13 protein-coding genes and 1 pseudogene are annotated in these 17508 nt (G+C 47.0%); 1 reads left to right on the top strand and 13 read right to left on the bottom strand.

Annotated features, from left to right (window positions below; genetic code table 11):
* Window positions 1–8: 8 nt before the first annotated feature.
* From Cabys_RS18435 to Cabys_RS18390, 11 genes and pseudogenes are all read right to left on the bottom strand, one after another.
* A complete protein-coding gene (locus Cabys_RS18435; RefSeq protein WP_217184010.1) occupies window positions 9–1433 on the bottom strand; it encodes a CCA tRNA nucleotidyltransferase in 1425 nt (474 codons plus the stop codon).
* Window positions 1434–1514: 81 nt separating this feature from the next.
* Window positions 1515–3182 (bottom strand): S41 family peptidase, encoded by a 1668-nt coding sequence (locus Cabys_RS18430; RefSeq protein WP_006927848.1) that lies wholly within the window; start codon window positions 3180–3182, stop codon window positions 1515–1517.
* Complete coding sequence (gene tmk / locus Cabys_RS18425) at window positions 3179–3814, bottom strand: dTMP kinase (RefSeq protein ID WP_006927850.1); 636 nt, start codon at window positions 3812–3814, stop codon at window positions 3179–3181. Before tmk ends, Cabys_RS18430 begins: the two co-directional genes overlap by 4 nt.
* Complete coding sequence (locus tag Cabys_RS18420; RefSeq protein ID WP_006927854.1) at window positions 3814–5154, bottom strand: MATE family efflux transporter; 1341 nt, start codon at window positions 5152–5154, stop codon at window positions 3814–3816. Before Cabys_RS18420 ends, tmk begins: the two co-directional genes overlap by 1 nt.
* 193 nt (window positions 5155–5347) lie before the next feature.
* Window positions 5348–6673, bottom strand: a complete 1326-nt coding sequence (locus Cabys_RS18415; protein ID WP_006927855.1) for an inositol-3-phosphate synthase — start codon at window positions 6671–6673, stop codon at window positions 5348–5350.
* An 11-nt stretch (window positions 6674–6684) separates the two neighbouring features.
* Window positions 6685–7347: a CDP-alcohol phosphatidyltransferase family protein gene (locus Cabys_RS18410; protein ID WP_006927856.1), complete on the bottom strand. Its 663-nt coding sequence runs from the start codon at window positions 7345–7347 to the stop codon at window positions 6685–6687.
* Window positions 7334–8044: a 16S rRNA (cytidine(1402)-2'-O)-methyltransferase gene (gene rsmI, locus Cabys_RS18405; protein ID WP_217184012.1), complete on the bottom strand. Its 711-nt coding sequence runs from the start codon at window positions 8042–8044 to the stop codon at window positions 7334–7336. Before rsmI ends, Cabys_RS18410 begins: the two co-directional genes overlap by 14 nt.
* Window positions 8045–8046: 2 nt before the next feature.
* On the bottom strand, window positions 8047–8874 hold the full coding sequence (locus Cabys_RS18400) for an NAD+ synthase (RefSeq protein ID WP_006927858.1): 828 nt from the start codon (window positions 8872–8874) through the stop codon (window positions 8047–8049).
* 268 nt (window positions 8875–9142) lie between these two features.
* Window positions 9143–10030, bottom strand: coding sequence for a Rossmann-fold NAD(P)-binding domain-containing protein (locus tag Cabys_RS18395; protein ID WP_472297434.1), 888 nt, complete (start codon window positions 10028–10030; stop codon window positions 9143–9145).
* Between the two features lie 90 nt (window positions 10031–10120).
* Window positions 10121–10321 (bottom strand): annotated as a pseudogene (locus Cabys_RS20825) (hypothetical protein); the annotation flags it as partial.
* Between the two features lie 264 nt (window positions 10322–10585).
* On the bottom strand, window positions 10586–11908 hold the full coding sequence (locus tag Cabys_RS18390) for a saccharopine dehydrogenase C-terminal domain-containing protein (RefSeq protein WP_006927860.1): 1323 nt from the start codon (window positions 11906–11908) through the stop codon (window positions 10586–10588).
* Window positions 11909–12582: 674 nt separating this feature from the next.
* On the opposite strand from Cabys_RS18390, the gene Cabys_RS18385 reads away from it, so the two are divergent.
* Complete coding sequence (locus tag Cabys_RS18385; RefSeq protein ID WP_006927861.1) at window positions 12583–13164, top strand: sigma-70 family RNA polymerase sigma factor; 582 nt, start codon at window positions 12583–12585, stop codon at window positions 13162–13164.
* A 271-nt stretch (window positions 13165–13435) separates the two neighbouring features.
* Here Cabys_RS18385 and galE read toward each other — a convergent pair whose 3' ends face one another.
* Window positions 13436–14416: a UDP-glucose 4-epimerase GalE gene (gene galE / locus Cabys_RS18380; RefSeq protein WP_006927862.1), complete on the bottom strand. Its 981-nt coding sequence runs from the start codon at window positions 14414–14416 to the stop codon at window positions 13436–13438.
* Between the two features lie 321 nt (window positions 14417–14737).
* Window positions 14738–17350 (bottom strand): alanine--tRNA ligase, encoded by a 2613-nt coding sequence (alaS, locus tag Cabys_RS18375; RefSeq protein WP_006927863.1) that lies wholly within the window; start codon window positions 17348–17350, stop codon window positions 14738–14740.
* Window positions 17351–17508: the final 158 nt, after the last annotated feature.

Here is a 17508-nt window from a genome sequence, read left to right as displayed (position 1 = left end):
ATGAGCTCCTAATCTTTAAGTAGTTCATCCTTGTGCTCCAGAATTAATTTCAGGCAGGCGTCGTGATCGTTAGGAACTTCTCCGTTGAGAATGGCCTCTAAAATGAATTTTTTGATTTTGCCAATTTTTGGACCGGGCTGCAAATTGAAGAGCTGCATGATTTCATTGCCGTCAATTGGCGGCTGGAAATTGCGGATTCGGTCGCGTTCTTCCACTTCGGCAATCCGCTTCAAAACGAGTTCGTAATTTTGTAAATAGCGTTTGACTTTTTGTTCAATTTTTGAAGTGATGTCCGCGCGACATAAGATCATCAAATCATCCAGTTCGTCGCCCGCCAAAAAGATCAGGCGACGAATGGCAGAATCGGTTACTTCTTCGCTAACCAGGGACATGGGCCGCAAATGCAGGCGCACCAGCTTACAAACGTATTGAATGGTTTCGGTGGGATACTTAAAGCGGCGCAAAATCCGTCGGGCCATGCGTTCGCCAACCACTTCGTGCCCGTGAAAGGTCCAGCCGTTTTTTTCGTCAAAACGTTTGGTGGGCGGTTTGCCAATATCATGGAATAATGCCGCCAGGCGTAAGTTAAGATTTTTGCTTTTGGCGGCCACGTTGTCCAACACCTGCAGGGTATGGTAAAAAACGTCCTTGTGGTGGAACCCTTTACGTTGTTCCACGCCTTTAAGCGCCATAAACTCCGGAAAAAAGACTTGCAGCAAACCGCTGGCGTCCAGTAAACGCATGCCTCTGGAAGGCTTTTCGGCCATTAATATCTTATTAAATTCGTCTGTAATGCGTTCCTGCGAGATTATTTCCAGACGCTTTGCATTGGCCTGAATGGCTTTAAAGGTGTTCTCTTCAATGGTAAAGTCCAGACGGGCGGCAAAGCGAATGGCGCGCAGCATGCGCAGCGGATCGTCGGAAAACGTTTTGGCGGGCTCAAGCGGCGTGCGGATGATGCCCGCTTTCAAATCCTGCTGGCCGTTGTAAACATCGATAATTTTGCCAAAGTTTTCCGGCGAAATATCCATGGCCAGAGTGTTAATCGTAAAGTCTCGCCGGCTTAAATCGGAGTGCAAATCGGCCTGTTTGGTAACGGGCTTACGCGAATCCTGGCTGTACGATTCTTCGCGGGCGTTGACAAATTCGAGCTGGTAGCCGTAGTAGCGAGTCATAAACGTGCCAAAGCGCGGATATTGAACAAGGGTTCGCAGATGTAAATCTTTTTTTAATTGTTGGGCAAACTTCATGGCGTCGCCGACCACCACAAAGTCGATGTCTTTTACTTTTTTACCCAGCAGCAAATCGCGCACATAACCGCCAACCACGTAAATTTTGTAGTTGCATTTGCGGGCGCTTTCATAAATCTTTTTAAATAACTCTTCGTGCGTCATGCAAATATCCAGTTTAATTCTGCAAAGAATAATAACCATCCACCGAGAGAATTTATTTCTCCCTGTGGACAGGTAATTAAATAAAAATAGTAAAACAATCAACCGGAAGTTGACAGAATATTATTGACTGGCTAAAATCTGGCGGTAATTTTTTTGATCGATCAGAATTTCGCTGGCCTTTTTAACCTGTTTATCCTTTTCCAGGGCCAGTTTATGGCGCCATTTATTGCCATAGTATTTTTCGGCCAATTCCAGACGCAAAAGCTCTTTAATTTGATCCTGATGGCGCTCAAATTCGATTTGTTTATTGGCTTGCAATTTTTTCTGCAACTGGTCGATCAAATCAATAATGCCAGAATCATAACCGCGTTTTTCGACCAGCTTTTTGATCTTTTTTATTTCTCGCTCGCCTTCCAGCGTAAAGTGAAAATCTTTTTCTTTGAGAAAATTTTGAAAGGCGTTAAAGATTTCTGGCGTAATGGTAAACGAAGAATCAGCCCATTGGGGATGTTTTTGGTGAAACTGCACCGCAAAATCGAACAACATATTTTTGCGGATCAGATCAATGGCCACTGTGGCCAGAGAATCGTTACGCACTTCCACATCCGGTTCGATGCCGCCTCTGTCGTGCACTTTACGCTTGTTTAAGGTAAAAAATGTATGGTCGTTGGGATCAGAAGAAACGGAATCAAGCACGATTACGCCATCTTTGCCGTAGTCTTTTTTTTGAATGCAGCGACCGCTGGGGATGTAATATTTGGCGGTCGTAATTTTCAGTTTGACGTCCTGTGATTTGTCGATGTTAAATACCTTTTGCACCAGCCCTTTGCCGAAAGTTGGCAAGCCGACAATAACGGCGCGATCCAGGTCTTGCAGGGCGCCGGCTACAATTTCAGAAGCGCTGGCGCTGCCGCCGTTAACCAGCACAACCAGCGGCGTTTCCGGTAAAATCGGATCGCCCTGGGTGTAAAAACGGTATTCTTTTTCCCGTGCGCCTTTGGTATAAACCACCAGCGTATTTTTAGGCACAAAAAGATTCACCACTTTAACGGCCGATTCCAGCAATCCGCCGGGATTGCCGCGTAAATCAAGAATCAAACCATTCAACTGGCCGCTTTGTTTGAGAGATAAGATGGCCTGCTGCAATTCATGCGGCGCTTTTTCGGTAAAACCTTTTAAACTGACGTAACCGACGCCTGGCGCGACAAAGCCGGTATAGCCCACATCTTCCAGCACAATTTCGGCTCGCGTCAGTTCTACCTCAAAGCGGTGTCCAATGCAAGGCCGTTTAATTAATAGCCGAACTTTGGTGCCCACCTTGCCCCTGAGTTTGGAGCTGACTTTATCTAACGGCCAGCCGGAGATGTCCTGTCCGTCAATTTTTTCGATGATGTCTCCGGCCTGAATGCCGCTCTTAGCGGCTGGAGAATTTTCGATGGGCGCAATAACGGTAACGTTTTTATTGCGCAGTCCTATTTCCATACCCACCCCGCCGTAGCGGCCGGTGGTAATCATACGCAAACGATCTTCGCCGTTACTTTCAATAAAAACGGTGTAAGGATCCAGCTTGTCGAGCATGCCCTCAATGCCGCTTTTAAGAAGGGGATAAGGCCGGATTTCATCGACGTAATGACGATTGATCAGTTCAAAGACTCTTTGCAGATGATCCCAGCCCTTTTTTAATTCCAGGTAGTAATCATCGCTTTTCGCTTGGCTTTGAGCCTGTATAAACGGAGCGCTCAGTATTAAAAGAAAGAGCGCCCAAATATGGATACGAAACTTTTTCATGGTTTTCCCGTGGTTCGTTGAATCAAATTTTTAACTACAATATGATGAATTTGTTCGATGCTCAAATTGGCATCGATCACACAAAACCGGTCTTTATTTTTTTCGGCTAAAATTTCATATCCTTGAAATACTTTGCGGTAAAAGGCATTTCCGGCGCTCTCCAGCCGGTCTGACTCTCTGCCGCTTTTCTGCATGCGTCGGGCAATCTGCTCCGGCGCAAACCGTAAATAGAACGTGGTGCCCGGCAAAATTCCAAACGTGGCGGCCTGATTGATTTGTTCCACCATGTTTAGATCCAGACCGCGCCCAAATCCCTGGTAAGCGGTGGTCGAATCCACGTAGCGATCGGCCAGAATAAAATAATCTTTTTGTAAGAGAGGGATTATTTTTTCTTTAACCAGCTGCACGCGCGCCGCGCTGTACAAAAATAATTCACAACGGTCGGTCATGTTGATATGAGTTTTGTCCAGCAATATATCCCGTATTTTTTCCGAAATGGTCGTGCCGCCGGGTTCCCGTATGGTGAACACCTGGTATCCGCGATCGGTTAAATATTTTTCCAGAAGCCGAATCTGGGTGGATTTACCGGAGTAATCGAGTCCTTCGAACGAAATAAAGCGTTGCGTGTTCATCAAACTTTTTTCCAATCTCCTTTGTTAAAGCGCCAGATATTTAATCCAAGTCGTTCGCTTTCGTCAAGAATCTGGATGAGCCACAGCCCGCCCAGGCCCATTGAAAAGGTAAAGGTCAACAGAAAGCCGCCAATGACTTCATTAATAATTACGGCGCCAATAGCCAGCCACATAAGCCAGTTCAGGTCGGCGCAGCCGCGCAAATTACCGGAATAAGCCGTGTTGATGGCTTTGGGAATCTGCAAGATAACAAACAGCAGCATGATGTCTTCACCCATCTGGATAACCTCCACATCACCGGTGAAAATGGACATCACGTGTTTAGAAAAGATGAAGAGTAAAGTGCCAATCACCAGGGCATTAATCCAGGAAACTCTGCCCACCATGTGTCCGCTTTTCAGGGCCTCTTTGTAATTTTTAGCGCCAATGCTCTTGCCGACCAGAGTCATGCCGGTAATGGAAAAGCCCCAATTGATCATGGAAAGAACCGATTGAATGCGCACCAACACTTGATGCGCTGCCAGAGCGGTTACGTTGATCTGAGCGGCAAAAAAGCTCAGAATAATCTGGCCCATGGACCAGACCAGCTGCTCGATGGTGGTGGGAATTCCCAGCTTAAACAGCTTTTTAAAGGTCGCCATACGCGGCTGGGTAATTTCCATCATGGCCAGAAAGAGGCTTGATTTATGATTTCGTAAAAAGGTGATGGTAATAATCAAACCCACCGTTTGAGCTATGCCCACGGCCAGCCCGGCGCCGAAGGTTTCCAGCCTGGGGAAGATCCACAAACCGAAAATCAAAAAGACATCCAGAACCAGATTTAAGATATTAACCGTCAAATTAATGGTCATGGTTAAAAGGGTGTCGCCCACGCCCCTTAAAATGCCCATGCAAATAAAGTTGGTGATGATGATCGGGGCAAACAGGGCTACCGTCCGAATGTAGGTAACCGCGTATTGCCTGGCCTGGTTGCCTTCTTCCTTAATTAACGTCATCAACAAGGGTACAATAAAGTACCAGAAAAGGCCGATTAAGATGGAAAGTAAAAAGCCGATTAAAAAGGCCTGCCCCAGCACATGATTGGCGCTCCATTTGTCGCCTGCACCCAGGTGCCGCACGATGATGATGGAGCTTCCCACTACAAAAGTTAAAAGAACGCTAAAAGTGAGTATGATAAACTGCTGTGCAATGCCCACGCCTGCCAGAGCCAGCGACGAAAGTTGTCCCAGAAAAATAGCTTCAATCAGCCAGGTGATGGTCTGCGAAGACAGATCAATCACAGCCGGGAAGGACTGCTTAACAACTTGCGTCATCGTTCCGGTTTGTTTTTTTTCAGGCATCGTTTCCATAACCACCGATTAAATTTATTTTACGCGCAACTCCGGTTGCGCCTCTTTAGAATTTATTAAAGTGTTGCCGCGTGTTCATCTATTACCTGAAAACGGCATGGGCACGAGCAAACCAAATTTTTTAAAAAAGAGAAATCCCTCCGGGCATGTTATTTCCGGAGGGATGGTTTTTATCGGTTTATGTTTATTTCATGTAATATTCCAGGCCGAGATGCGTGATCTCCTTTTCGCCGGCCATTACGCGCAGGGTGTTTTTCAGCTTCATTAATTGAATAAAAAGGTCGTGTTCCGGATAAAGATTGGGCGCGTGAATGGGACTTTTAAAATAAAAAGAGAGCCACTCCTGAATGCCGTGAAAATTGGCGCGTTTTGCCAGATCCAGAAAGAGAACCAGATCAAGCACAATGGGCGCGGCCAGAATGCTGTCCCGACACAAAAAGTCAATTTTAATTTGCATGGGATAGCCAAGCCATCCGTAGATGTCGATGTTGTCCCAGCCTTCTTTGTTGTCCTTGCGCGGAGGATAGTAGTTGATACGCACTTTGTGGTACAGGTCTTTGTAAAGATCAGGATACAATTCAGGTTGAAAGATCTGGTCCAGTACGGAGAGTTTGCTTTCTTCTTTGGTTTTGAAAGATTCCGGATCGTCCAGCACTTCGCCGTCGCGGTTGCCTAAAATATTGGTAGAAAACCAGCCCTCCACGCCCAGCATACGCGCTTTGAGTCCGGGGGCTAAAATGGTTTTCATCAGCGTCTGGCCGGTTTTAAAATCCTTGCCTGCCAGCGGCACCTGCATCTCTTCGGCAAATTCGTACATGGCCGGAATGTCGGCCGTCAGGTTTGGCGCGCCATTGGCGTACGGAACGCCTTCGGCGATGGCTGCCCAGGCGTAAATCATGCTGGGAGCGATATCGGGATGATTTTCTTTCATTGCTTTTTCGAAGGCGGCTTTGGATTGATGAACCTCGCTGAGCTTCATATAAATTTCGGTGCTGCCGGTCCAGATCATTACCAGGCGATCGAGGTTGTGTTGTTTTTTAAAGTTGCGGATATCTTCGCGCACCATTTCATAATATTCGTACCAGTTATTGGCTTTTTTTACGTAGGTGCCGTCCAGTTTTTTAACGTATTTTTTATCAAACACGGCTTTCATCGGTTTGATGGCCTGCAGTTCGTCTTTAATCTGATTCAGAAGTTCTTTTTCCAGCACGCCGGCTTTCATGGCTGCCTGGTATGCATCGTCTTCAAAAAGATCCCAGCCGCCAAAATAGAGATCGTTTAGCTCGGTCAGAGGAATCAGATCTTTAATTAAGGGATTGCGGTGTTCGTCTCTGCGCCCCAGCCGAATGTGCTGCATCTGAGTAAGAGAACCAAAAGGTTTGGCCAGATTTTTACGAATGGCGATAATTCCTGCAATAAACGTCGTGGCAACGGCGCCCATGCCTGGCAGTAATACGCCGACTTTTCCTTTGACATCGCTTATTTTAATATTCTTCATCTGTTCAATCATTGTAGAACCTCCTATCGTGTATTCGATTTATCTAATTTGTAAACAAAATAAAGCCGTTGAATGGCTGTGATATTGGCGAAGATGGCCACAATCCAGATGGCCACATCCAATAAGGTTACGGCATGGATTTGTCGGGTTAATGAAGGAATCTGAAACAGGCTGGTGTTGAATAAAGCCGCCGCCCCGATAAGCAGAACGCGTTCGGCGCGTTGCATCCAGCCTACTTTGGCCTCAAAGCCAAGGCTTTCGGCGCGCGCACGCACATAGCTCACCATGGTCGAACCGCCAAGCGCCGCAAAAGTCATTACGGAAAGCAGGTAAGAATCGTGACGGACGTAGTAAGCGGCAATGCCGAAAAACATGATGACCTCTGAATAGCGATCTAACGAAGAATCGAATAAAGCGCCGAACTTTGTGCTTTTCCCCGAGGTGCGCGCCAGCTTGCCGTCGATCATGTCGCACATACCGCCCAGCAAAATCAGCAAACCGGTCCAGTGAATCCACAAGGGATTAATGAATAAAACCACCGTGCCCAAACTGGTGATTATCAAGCCCAGGATGGTAAAAAAGTTGGGATTAATGTTCATGCGCACAAAAACATTAATCATCGGGTCGAGTAATGCCCTGAACCCGTTCTCCAGCCAGACAGGTATCAGTCCCCTATTTGACTTCATCTTTCTTTTTCCTTTTACTAAGTCCTTCAACAATTAAAACGATTTCTCCTTTAACGGCTTTGGTTTGCAGATGGGCTGCCAATTCGCTTAGTGTGCCGCGAAAGAAATCTTCAAATTTTTTTGTTAATTCGCGTGCCATGACTACCTGCCTATCGCCCAGCGCTTTTAGAAGCTGCGCGACGGTTTTTTGCACGCGATGCGGAGATTCGTAAAGTACAATCGTACGCTCTTCCTGGCCTAATTGTTCAATCCGCGTTTTTCTTCCCTTTTTTTGCGGTAAAAATCCTTCAAAAACAAAGCGGTGGCTGGGCAGGCCCGAGGCAACCAAAGCCGTCACAAAAGCAGAAGGGCCGGGTATGGGCACGATGCGAATGCCGGCATCGATGCAGGCGCGCGCCAGGTGAAAACCGGGATCGGAAATGCCAGGCGTCCCTGCGTCGGAAATCAGAGCAACAGATTGCCCTTCTTGAAGCAAGGCGATTAAGCGGGGCGTTTCTCTTTTCAGATTGTAGCTGTGGTAGCTGCGCATGGGCGTGGTTATCTGATAGTGCTTTAACAATACCGAAGAAGTACGCGTATCTTCGGCGGCAATCAAATCTACATTTTTAAGAATATGAACGGCGCGATAGGTAATATCGGCCAGGTTGCCAATGGGAGTCGAAACCATGTACAAAACGCCCTTTTCAATGAGTTCCACTTTTAAAAGCCCCAATCTCTCGAATAGCGGTAATCCTGATTAATGGTGCGGTAAGAAACTTTAGCGATAACCGGCGGTCGGCGTTTAAACTGGCTTTTTTGCATGCGTCGGTAGATATCGTTAATGGTTTGAGGCGTGTAGCCTAATTCTAACAGCATTTCATTGGAGTAGCGCAAATCAACCATGTAATACAGCAAACGATCGATTTCCTGGTAAGTATACCCCAGTTCCTGTTCATCGGTCTGACCCACCCACAAATCCGCAGAAGGCGGTTTGTCGATAATTTCGCGAGGTACGCCCAGATACTCCGCCAGTTGCCAGATGTGTGTTTTGTAAAGATCGCCAATGGGATTGATGGCGCTGGCCAGGTCGCCATGAATGGTGCCGTACCCTAAGAGTAATTCGGTTTTATTGCTGGTGCCGATTACCAGCGCCTGGTATTTGGCGGAATAGTCGTACAAAAGGCACATGCGTTCGCGGGCCATTTTGTTGCCGCGCCGCACCTGATCCGCTTCGCTTTCTTCGGCAAAAAAAGCATCAACCATGGGCGAAATGTCGCGTACAAAGTAGTTAATTTTTAGCTGCCGGGCCAGCATTTCGGCGTGCGCCCGACTTTCCGGATTGCTAAGGCGGTAGGGCATAATCAGCGCGTACACATTCTCGGGCCCCAGAGCGCGAGCCAGCAAACAGGCCACAACCGAAGAGTCCACCCCGCCGGAAAGCCCCAGTATGCCCCGCTTAACACCGATTTTTTTGATCTCTTCTGACAAAAAGCGAATCAAAATATCGCTAACCACCCCGGTGTTTATTTTTAAAAGTTCCGTATCCATTGTTTCACTCATTTCTCAACGAAAACCAACCATCGTCGATGGTTTTTTGCAAAATAATGGCGGACTGGATAATCCGCAAACTTATTTTAATTCAATAAAATCCTAAAAGTTTAAATAATTATTGGATAAGATTCAACTTAACTTGTTACACGCCATAACTTTTTCTTTTTTAAAACCGATTTTTAAAATCTTTTCGCCTTTTTTGCAAGATAAGGAGCCTGGCCGGCGATCGCCGCCTTCTTTTCATTGACAAACAAGCAGAAAGATTTTAGACGCCCATCGCTCTGGCAAGGGGTTCTATTAGGTAGCGGTACGCTTCGGTTAATTCTCCTTTGTAAACAATAACCGCCCGTTTAATTTCGTCTGGCAGGCCGCTTTTTTCTAATGGCTGATCAAAATCGGCGGTAACGATTCCGGGAATAAAGGGCCACAGTTGTTCGCTGAAAAACCGTGAAGAATCGTTTGGCAATTCCGCAGGCAGATTATCGACCGCCAGTAGAACAATGCCGTCGCCGATATGCCCGTCCGTTACCGTTCGGGTTTCGGGATGAACCAGGTACGCCGGACTGCCGGAATCGGTGGCCTTTACATTGCATTCGATGGAACCGTTAACATCGCAGGTGATGTCGGCAATGCCCTGCAGGCGGAGTTTTCCGGCGCTTTTTAAGGCCGCCAGGGATTCCCAGGTCACAAAGCGCGGATAACGCGGTTCCCAGTAAATGGCGTTAACCAGGATGGAAAGGTAGGGCAGATACCGGTCAAAAACCGGGCGATAATTTCCCGGATTCTGATAGTAATCTTGCAATTCAAACCTTTTGCCCTGTTTATGCTCCACGAGGTGTTCTTCCTTAAAAATCGTCAGATAGACCTTGTGCGCATCAAAGTTTCCTTTTTTAAAAAACTCGGTTAGTTGTTCCGGGTTGATGCGTTCTACGGGCAAAGCGTCAAAGATGTACTGCGCCCCCTTTGAAACATTGCCGTAGCCAAGCACGCCAATAATCAGCGGATTTATTTCCTGAGGCAGCCCCTGCTGTTTAATTTTTTCGCCGATTTGTTTAACATGTTCATGCGCTTCTTTAACGGAGTGATAATGCAAAGCCTGTTTACATTCGGCAAACGGGGTATGTAGCTCGCGCGCCTGCCAGTTTTGCCCCATGAGCCATAGAATATTGATGGCGCCCGCATCGCCGGCAAATCGTCCAAAAAAGACCAGGCGACGCCCTTGCGCATCGGTTATTCTTTCGTAGTCGATTAATGTTGATTTGCTGTCGATGATCTTTTGCAACATGGGCATGTTGTCTTTCTGGCCCTTAATGGTGTGGGAGAAAAAGAGATAGACTTTGTCCGACAGTAATTTGTTGACGGGAATTTCCTTGACGCCCAGAATAATGTCTCCGGGCTCCATGCCCTGACAAATTTTGGCGCCGACAGCTTCATATTCCTGTTCTTTAAAAAAACGTTTGTCCGATTTTTCAACGAAAGCATCGGTGGGGGTTTTTTTAAGATTTTCGCCAGGTCTTGCGGCACGATGGGCGTTCTGCGTTCATAGATGTTTTTGTCCTCCGCCCGGATAAGAATGCTTTTCATCTTGATTCTCCGTGTTAAGTAAGCTCGACTGTAATTCATTTCAAACGAAAAATTCCCGCATAATGCGGGAATTGAATATACGAAGTTTATCAATCAAAATGCAACCATCGGCCGGCTGCACAATTTATAACCAGGTTGATCTTTCAACCAGTTTAATGTTCATCGCTTCCAGTTCGGCCAGAATCGGTTCGTAAATGTCGGGCAGTACGGGAATGTGCACGCCTTTTAGATTGATTTTACCTTCCACGATGAGGCGTGTGGCAATGGCCGCCGGTAATCCAACCGTGCGCGCCATGGAGGTATCGCCGTGCGGGATGCCGGTATCGACCAATGTTGATGTTAATTTTTCTCGTTTGCCGTCAGGATATTCGGCGATAAATTCGTGGTGCTGGATAAGCAGATCCACTTCGCCCTCTTCGTAAACCAGTTTATGCTGTAAAATATGGGCAAACATGTCAAAGATGGACGCTTCTCCAAGGGGCAGTTTTTCGTCGGATAAAAGGCCCAGCCATTCCAGTTTTTTGAGGGTTACGGAATATTCGGGGATGTTTAAGAAATTCGCGATATCTTTTGTCAGATTTTTACCGTCGCTGTTAATCAATCTGGCGATGGCTTGTTTGACGCTTGTTTTAGCAAAATCTACTTTAAATTCCTGATTGAACAGCCCCAATTTTTTGAAGTAATTCCACGTTTCGCAGTGTCCAACGTTGCGCAGCGTCCCCCGGAACATGGATTGAGCTTCTTGAATGCCGTAAAGTTCCATGTATGGCAAAGCGTCTCGATTGACGTAGGCTTCAAAGGTGCCTGCGCCCGGCACATCTAAAAACCAGTAGTGCTCAAACAATTGTTCGCTGGCCACTTTAACCACTTTGCCGTCTTTTAGATATTGACCATAGCTTAAGGCGGCCAGCATCACGCCAACCGGACTCCAGGAAAATTTGTAGCCCAGCGGGTTGTTGTTGTTTTGCGGAGCAGGCAATCCGCCACAATAGGAGTAAAAACTGATGATCTTTCCGCCCCGATTTTTAACATTGTTGATGACTTTCATGGCGGCCATGTGATCGATGCCCGGATCGACGCCCATCTCGTTCAAAAAAATCAAACCGCGTTTTTTGACTTCGGCATCCAGCGCCCGCATTTCCGGTTTAACATAGGAACTGGTAACCAGATGCTTATTGAGTTCCAGGCAGAGATTGGCAACCTTCATGTGGTGAATCCATGGCAAAAGGCTGATAACCACATCCGCTTCGGAAATAACCTGACGCAAGGCCTGCCGATCGTTCACATCCAGTTTTTGCAAAGAGGCGCGCGGATGACTTTCTATCAACTGCCGCACATTGCCAAATTCAAGAGAAGCTACTTTTAAATTAACATTTGTTTTTTCAAGCAGGTAACGAACTAAAGGGCGAGATACCATGCCGGCGCCAAGGAGTAAAACGTTGTTCATAAACCCGATCCTTTACTAATTTTAAATCCAACCATTTTTAATTACGAGTATTAGCTGGTTAACTTAATGAATTAACATTTATCTGTAAAGTGTTTTTTAAAGGCTCTTGCTCCTTAATTTTGAGCTGGAATTAGAAAACTTTCTTTGAAGGATCTGTCCTGGCATGGCGGGATTTGAAAATTTTTCGTGGCTGGTTTAAAAACTCATCCCCCGGGGGCTGTCCCAAAAGTCAAAGATAATGTATTTTTATAACTTTCTTCTTTCCCTCACCCCCTTTAATTCCCCCTCTCCCGATTTTCGGGAGAGGGGGACAGGGGGTGAGGGCTAATGTAAGATTTACCATGAATTTAAATAAATATACATTTAATTTCGCTTTTGAGACACTCCCGTAAATTGTGCCGGTTTGCTTAGTTTTCGTCTTACATGTTGAGATACCGTTCTATTTCTTCTTTTCGATCCTGGCGTTCCCTTTTCAGCTGACGCTGGACAGGAGGGTTTGCGAAAAAAAATCTTTGCGCTCTTGGTGGTTCGTTTTTAGTTGCGGTTGCGCTGCCCTGGATTCGAACTAAAATTATTTTTCGCAAGTTGTCTTTCTTTTGATTGGTTTTCTTTGCAAAAAAATTGTATTTTAATTGGCAGTGTGATTTTAAGCCGGGAATGATTGGTTAATACAAATGGTACAAAAGAAAAAACGCGCGGATTACGAACTGGTAAAAAAGGCCAAAGCAGGCGACGGTAGGGCCTATGATCAATTGATGGAAATGTACCACGACGCCGTATTCAATATCATTTTGCGCATGGTGCACAATCGACAGGAAGCCGAAGACTTAACTCAGGAAACGTTTATCAAGGCCTATAATTCGATTAATTCTTTTAATGAAGAATACGCCTTTTCCACATGGCTTTTTAAAATTGCAACCAATCATTGCATCGATTTTTTTCGCAAACGAAAACTGGTTACTTACTCCATGGACGAGCCCATCAAATACAAAGACGATGAAATTGCCCATGAATATGCCGATAGCGATCCTACCGTGGATAAAAAAATGGTGGACGGGGAAAAGTCGAACATCATCAAACAGGCCATTGAACAACTGCCCGATAAATACCGCATGGCCATCATTTTGCGCCATCATGAAGAAAAAAGTTACGAAGAAATCGCCGAAATCCTTAACCTGCCTCTGGGCACGGTAAAGGCGCGTATTTTCCGCGCCCGGGAGATGTTGAAAAAAATTTTAAAAGATGCGCTGTTCTAAATTTTGATAGTAATTTTCCGCAATAGCCCTCACCTCTTGCGCCCCTTCTCCCAGAATAAAAGTCAGGGAGAAGGAAACAGAAAGTCGTAGGCTCGTCAGGCGTTTTTATCTTACGATGAAAAGCATTAAAGCTTTCATTGAACCATTTAAATTTTACACTCTTAACCCCTGGCCAGTAGCTGGAATAGAAATGTCCGTCGAACGGTGTGGATTCTTCTCTCCGCTTACGCTCCGTTCAGAATGACAGGCCGGTGGCCATTCAACCATTCAACTATTCAACTAAATAAACCGGCATCATCGATTTAAAGATGGTTTTTAAATCCGAATATTGAGCCTTCCAGCCCAGCAATTCATAGGCCAGGTCGCAACTGGCCACTAACTCCGGCGGATCGCCCGGGCGGCGGTCAACGATTTGATAGTTTACCTTTTTACCTGTCACTTCTTCAGCGGCGCGGATGACCTCCAGCACGCTGTGTCCTCTGCCGGTACCCAGATTGACCGTCAGATTTTTGTTGTTTTGCAGCAGGTATTCCATGGCCAGAATGTGCGCCGACGCCAGATCGTTGACATGAATGTAGTCGCGGACGCCGGTGCCGTCCGGCGTGGGGTAATCGTTGCCAAAGACCTGCATGATGGGGCGTTCGCCGGCCAGTGTTTCCATGACCACCGGGGAGAGATTGGCCGGATTTTTTTCTCTGCCTTTTACGCGGCCTTTAATGTCGTAGCCGGTGGCATTAAAATAACGCAGCGCCGCGTAGTACAATCCTTTTAGCTGACTGTACCAGCGCAAATTTTCTTCGATGGCTAATTTGGTGTAGCCGTAGTAATTAACCGGTTGTGTGGGATGTTTTTCATCGACCGGCAGATATTGCGGATCACCGTACACGGCGGCAGAAGAGGAGAAGACAAAATAACGCACCTGGTGCTTAACGCAGGCGTCAATTAGTTGGAGAGAGCCGCAGATATTATTTTGCGCATATTTAGTAGGGTTGGTCATCGATTCGCCGGCTGCCTTCCAGGCGGCAAAATGAAAAACGACTTCCACCGGCTGCGAAAAGGCCCGCTCCAGATCGCTTTCGTTGTGAATGTCGCCAACGATTAATTGCGCCTGCGGCGGCAGGTTTTCTTTGCGGCCCAGCGACAGGTTGTCCAGTACAACGACCTGGTGGCCGGCTTCAATCAGGTCGTGCACCAGGTGGCTACCGATGTAGCCGGCGCCTCCGGTTACAAGTATGCGTCTGCTTTTGGTCATAGAAATTCCCCTGTTCCGTTTAAATGGTTTTGCGTTCATAAATTGTTACACTAATCGTCCGAACCAGGGCTGATCTTTAAAAGATCGCCGGAATATTAAAAAAGAGTTTACGGATGCCCTGATCCGCAAACTCTTTGCGTTGAGCAACGTTGCCCATCGGGTGTCCCTTTTTCGCGTTTTAGCGCAACCGGAGCTTTTTGAGATGCATTAAAATTCAACGCCAGATAGGCGCACAGGTTCAACGTAATACGTTGACAGAAATAGCCCATAGCCCCGAATAGGTTGCTGAAATTTTATCGTAAAAATGTCCGGCAATGGCGTTTACAGTTCAGCCAATCGTTTTTTCAGAAGTTCGATGGCTTTTTGTTTGTTTTCTATCTGCTTTCCGCCGGCCGTTGCCAGATGCGGGCGTCCGCCGCCGCCGCCACCTACCTGTTTGGCCACCTCACGCACCAGATTTCCGGCGTGTAATTTTTTGCTCTGGATCAGATCGTCGCTCACCACGCAAACCATATTCAGCTTTTGATCCTTTTCGGTGAGAAGCAGGGCCACCAGATTTTTTGATTTTTCGCGCAGTTTGTCGCCCAGCGATTTTAAAGCATCCATTTCTGTATCGGTGAATTCATGAACCAATAAATTGATGTCGTTAACCTTTTGGGCCTTTGCCAAAAGATCTTCCACACCGGCCTGAAGATTGGCCGTCCGCGCCTTTTGCAACTCTTTTTCCAGATGGCGTTTTTCATTGAGCAATTGTTCCACTTTGGGCGTCAGCTCTTCGTCGGTGGCGTTAAGCAGTTCGTTCAGCTGATGCAAAATCTGTTTTTTCTGCTGGATGTATTCTACCGCTTTTTCGCCGGTAAGCGCTTCAATGCGTCGAATGCCGGCGGCGATGCCCGCTTCGTAAAGTATGATGAACACGCCGATTTCGCCAGTGGCTTTTACGTGCGTGCCGCCGCACAATTCAAAGCTAAAATCGTCGATTTTAATGGTGCGAACAAGATCGCCGTATTTTTCGCCAAAAAGGGCCATGGCGCCTTTCTTTTTGGCTTCGCTGAACTTTTCGTAAGCAATTTGCAAAGGAATGTTCTGCTGAATTTTGCGGTTGACGATTCGTTCGATCTCGCGGATCTGTTCTTCGCTCAGGCGATCGTAGTGGTTAAAGTCAAAGCGCAGGCGGTTGGGCTCAACCAGGGAACCGGCCTGCGTAACGTGCGCGCCGAGCACCTTACGTAAGGCTGCGTGCAGCAAATGGGTGGCCGTATGATTCTTTTGCGTACTCCGTCGTTCAGAAGAGGTGACCTCGGCCAGCACTTTGTCCGATGCCGGTTTAAAATCTGTGACGGGTTCACAAAAATGAACGATGTGATCGCCCTCTTTTTTGGTGTCCAGCACTTTAAGAGTGAAATTTTCGCCTTTGATGGTACCTTTGTCGCCCACCTGTCCGCCGGATTCGGCGTAAAAGGGCGTCTCTTTTAAGATGACCTGAAGATGTTTTTCGCTTAATCGGTAGCGCATGATGTGCGTTTCAATGGCCAGTTCGTCGTATCCCACAAAGCGCGAATCGGCGCCTTCATTTAAAACGATCCATTGTTGTTCGCCTTCGGTCATTACAAATTTGGAAGATTCGCGCGCCAGTTTGCGCTGGGCTTCCATGTGTTCTTCAAAGCCGGCCATATCCAGCGTCAAACCGTTTTCCTCGGCCAGAATGCGCGTTAAGTCCACGGGAAATCCAAAGGTGTCGTAAAGGCGAAAGACTTCGTAGCCGGGAATGACCGCTTCGCCCCGGCTTTTAAGGTCTTCTTTGATTTTTTCAAAAATTTCCAGGCCGCGGTCAAGCGTCAGGTTAAAGCGTTCTTCTTCGGCCCGGATGACGGCCATGATGTGTTCCTGTCGTTCACGGATTTCGGGGTAAACGTCGCCCATCATTTGCACCACGGTGGGCACCAGTTTGTACATAAAGGGCTCGCGCATATTCAGGTTGCGGCCGTATCGCGCGGCGCGACGCAAAATGCGCCGCATGACGTACCCGCGTCCCTCATTGGAAGGCATGCCGCCATCGGCGATGGAGAAGGTCAGCATGCGAATATGGTCGGCAATGACGCGGAAGGCCATTTGTTCATCAGACTGGCGGTAATCCTGGCCGACCATCTTGCCAATGGCCTCTAAAATGGGCATAAACACATCGGTATCGTAATTGGAGGTTTTGCCCTGCAAAACGGCGACCAGTCTTTCAAACCCGGCGCCCGTGTCCACGTGCCTGGCCGGCAGAGGATGCAGCGTACCGTTTTCGTCGCGATTAAATTGAATAAAGACCAGATTCCACAATTCGATGTACCGGCCGCAGTCGCCGTTTACTCCGCAGGTGTGCTCCTGGCCCTTTAAATCACAAAATTCTTCTCCCAGATCGATATGAATTTCCGAACAGGGGCCGCAGGGACCAACGGGGCCCATTTCCCAGAAATTGTCTTTATCGCCAAACTTCAGAATGCGCTGCGGCGCGATATCTGTTACGCTTTTCCACAACTCAGCCGCTTCGTCGTCGGTGTGGTGCACGGTGGCGAACAATTTTTCTTTGGGTAGCTTCCAGACTTCGGTTAACAGTTCCCAGGCCCATTGGATGGCTTCTTTTTTGTAGTAATCTCCAAATGACCAGTTGCCCAGCATTTCGAAAAAGGTGTGGTGGTAGGTATCGCGTCCCACTTCTTCCAGGTCGTTGTGTTTGCCGCTGACGCGGATGCACTTTTGCGAATTGACGGCGCGCGTGTACTCGCGTTTTCCTTTACCCAGAAAGATATCTTTAAACTGATTCATGCCGGCATTGGTGAACAGCAGGGTGGGGTCGTCCTGCGGAATAACCGGTGCGCTGGGCACAAATGTATGTCCTTTGGAAATAAAAAAATCAATAAACTGTTGTCGTATTTCATTGGCTGTCATCGCTTTTCTCCACGTTTTTTTATCAGTTGCCAAATATATAAGCTTTTTACGTTTATTACCAATAAAATTTGATTGAAATATATGCTAAAAAGTGACTATATTAAAATTTCAAGCGGTCAGCATTTTTAAAACAGAACATTGTAACTTAAATAAGGAAA

The organism is Caldithrix abyssi DSM 13497 (genome assembly GCF_001886815.1).
Classification (GTDB): Bacteria; Calditrichota; Calditrichia; order Calditrichales; family Calditrichaceae; genus Caldithrix; species Caldithrix abyssi.
Note: the sequence above shows the minus strand (reverse complement) of the source record. Positions and strands in the feature narration are given on the sequence as shown.

Bases quoted from the DNA above. Each gene is read 5' to 3' on its own strand.
- Cabys_RS18435 (WP_217184010.1), bottom strand. From the start codon at position 1,433: ATGGTTATTATTCTTTGCAGAATTAAACTGGATATTTGCATGACGCAC.
- Cabys_RS18430 (WP_006927848.1), bottom strand. From the start codon at position 3,182: ATGAAAAAGTTTCGTATCCATATTTGGGCGCTCTTTCTTTTAATACTG.
- tmk (WP_006927850.1), bottom strand. From the start codon at position 3,814: ATGAACACGCAACGCTTTATTTCGTTCGAAGGACTCGATTACTCCGGT.
- Cabys_RS18420 (WP_006927854.1), bottom strand. From the start codon at position 5,154: ATGCCTGAAAAAAAACAAACCGGAACGATGACGCAAGTTGTTAAGCAG.
- Cabys_RS18415 (WP_006927855.1), bottom strand. From the start codon at position 6,673: ATGATTGAACAGATGAAGAATATTAAAATAAGCGATGTCAAAGGAAAA.
- Cabys_RS18410 (WP_006927856.1), bottom strand. From the start codon at position 7,347: ATGAAGTCAAATAGGGGACTGATACCTGTCTGGCTGGAGAACGGGTTC.
- Cabys_RS18400 (WP_006927858.1), bottom strand. From the start codon at position 8,874: ATGGATACGGAACTTTTAAAAATAAACACCGGGGTGGTTAGCGATATT.
- Cabys_RS18395 (WP_472297434.1), bottom strand. From the start codon at position 10,030: ATGGGGCAAAACTGGCAGGCGCGCGAGCTACATACCCCGTTTGCCGAA.
- Cabys_RS18390 (WP_006927860.1), bottom strand. From the start codon at position 11,908: ATGAACAACGTTTTACTCCTTGGCGCCGGCATGGTATCTCGCCCTTTA.
- Cabys_RS18385 (WP_006927861.1), top strand. From the start codon at position 12,583: ATGGTACAAAAGAAAAAACGCGCGGATTACGAACTGGTAAAAAAGGCC.
- galE (WP_006927862.1), bottom strand. From the start codon at position 14,416: ATGACCAAAAGCAGACGCATACTTGTAACCGGAGGCGCCGGCTACATC.
- alaS (WP_006927863.1), bottom strand. From the start codon at position 17,350: ATGACAGCCAATGAAATACGACAACAGTTTATTGATTTTTTTATTTCC.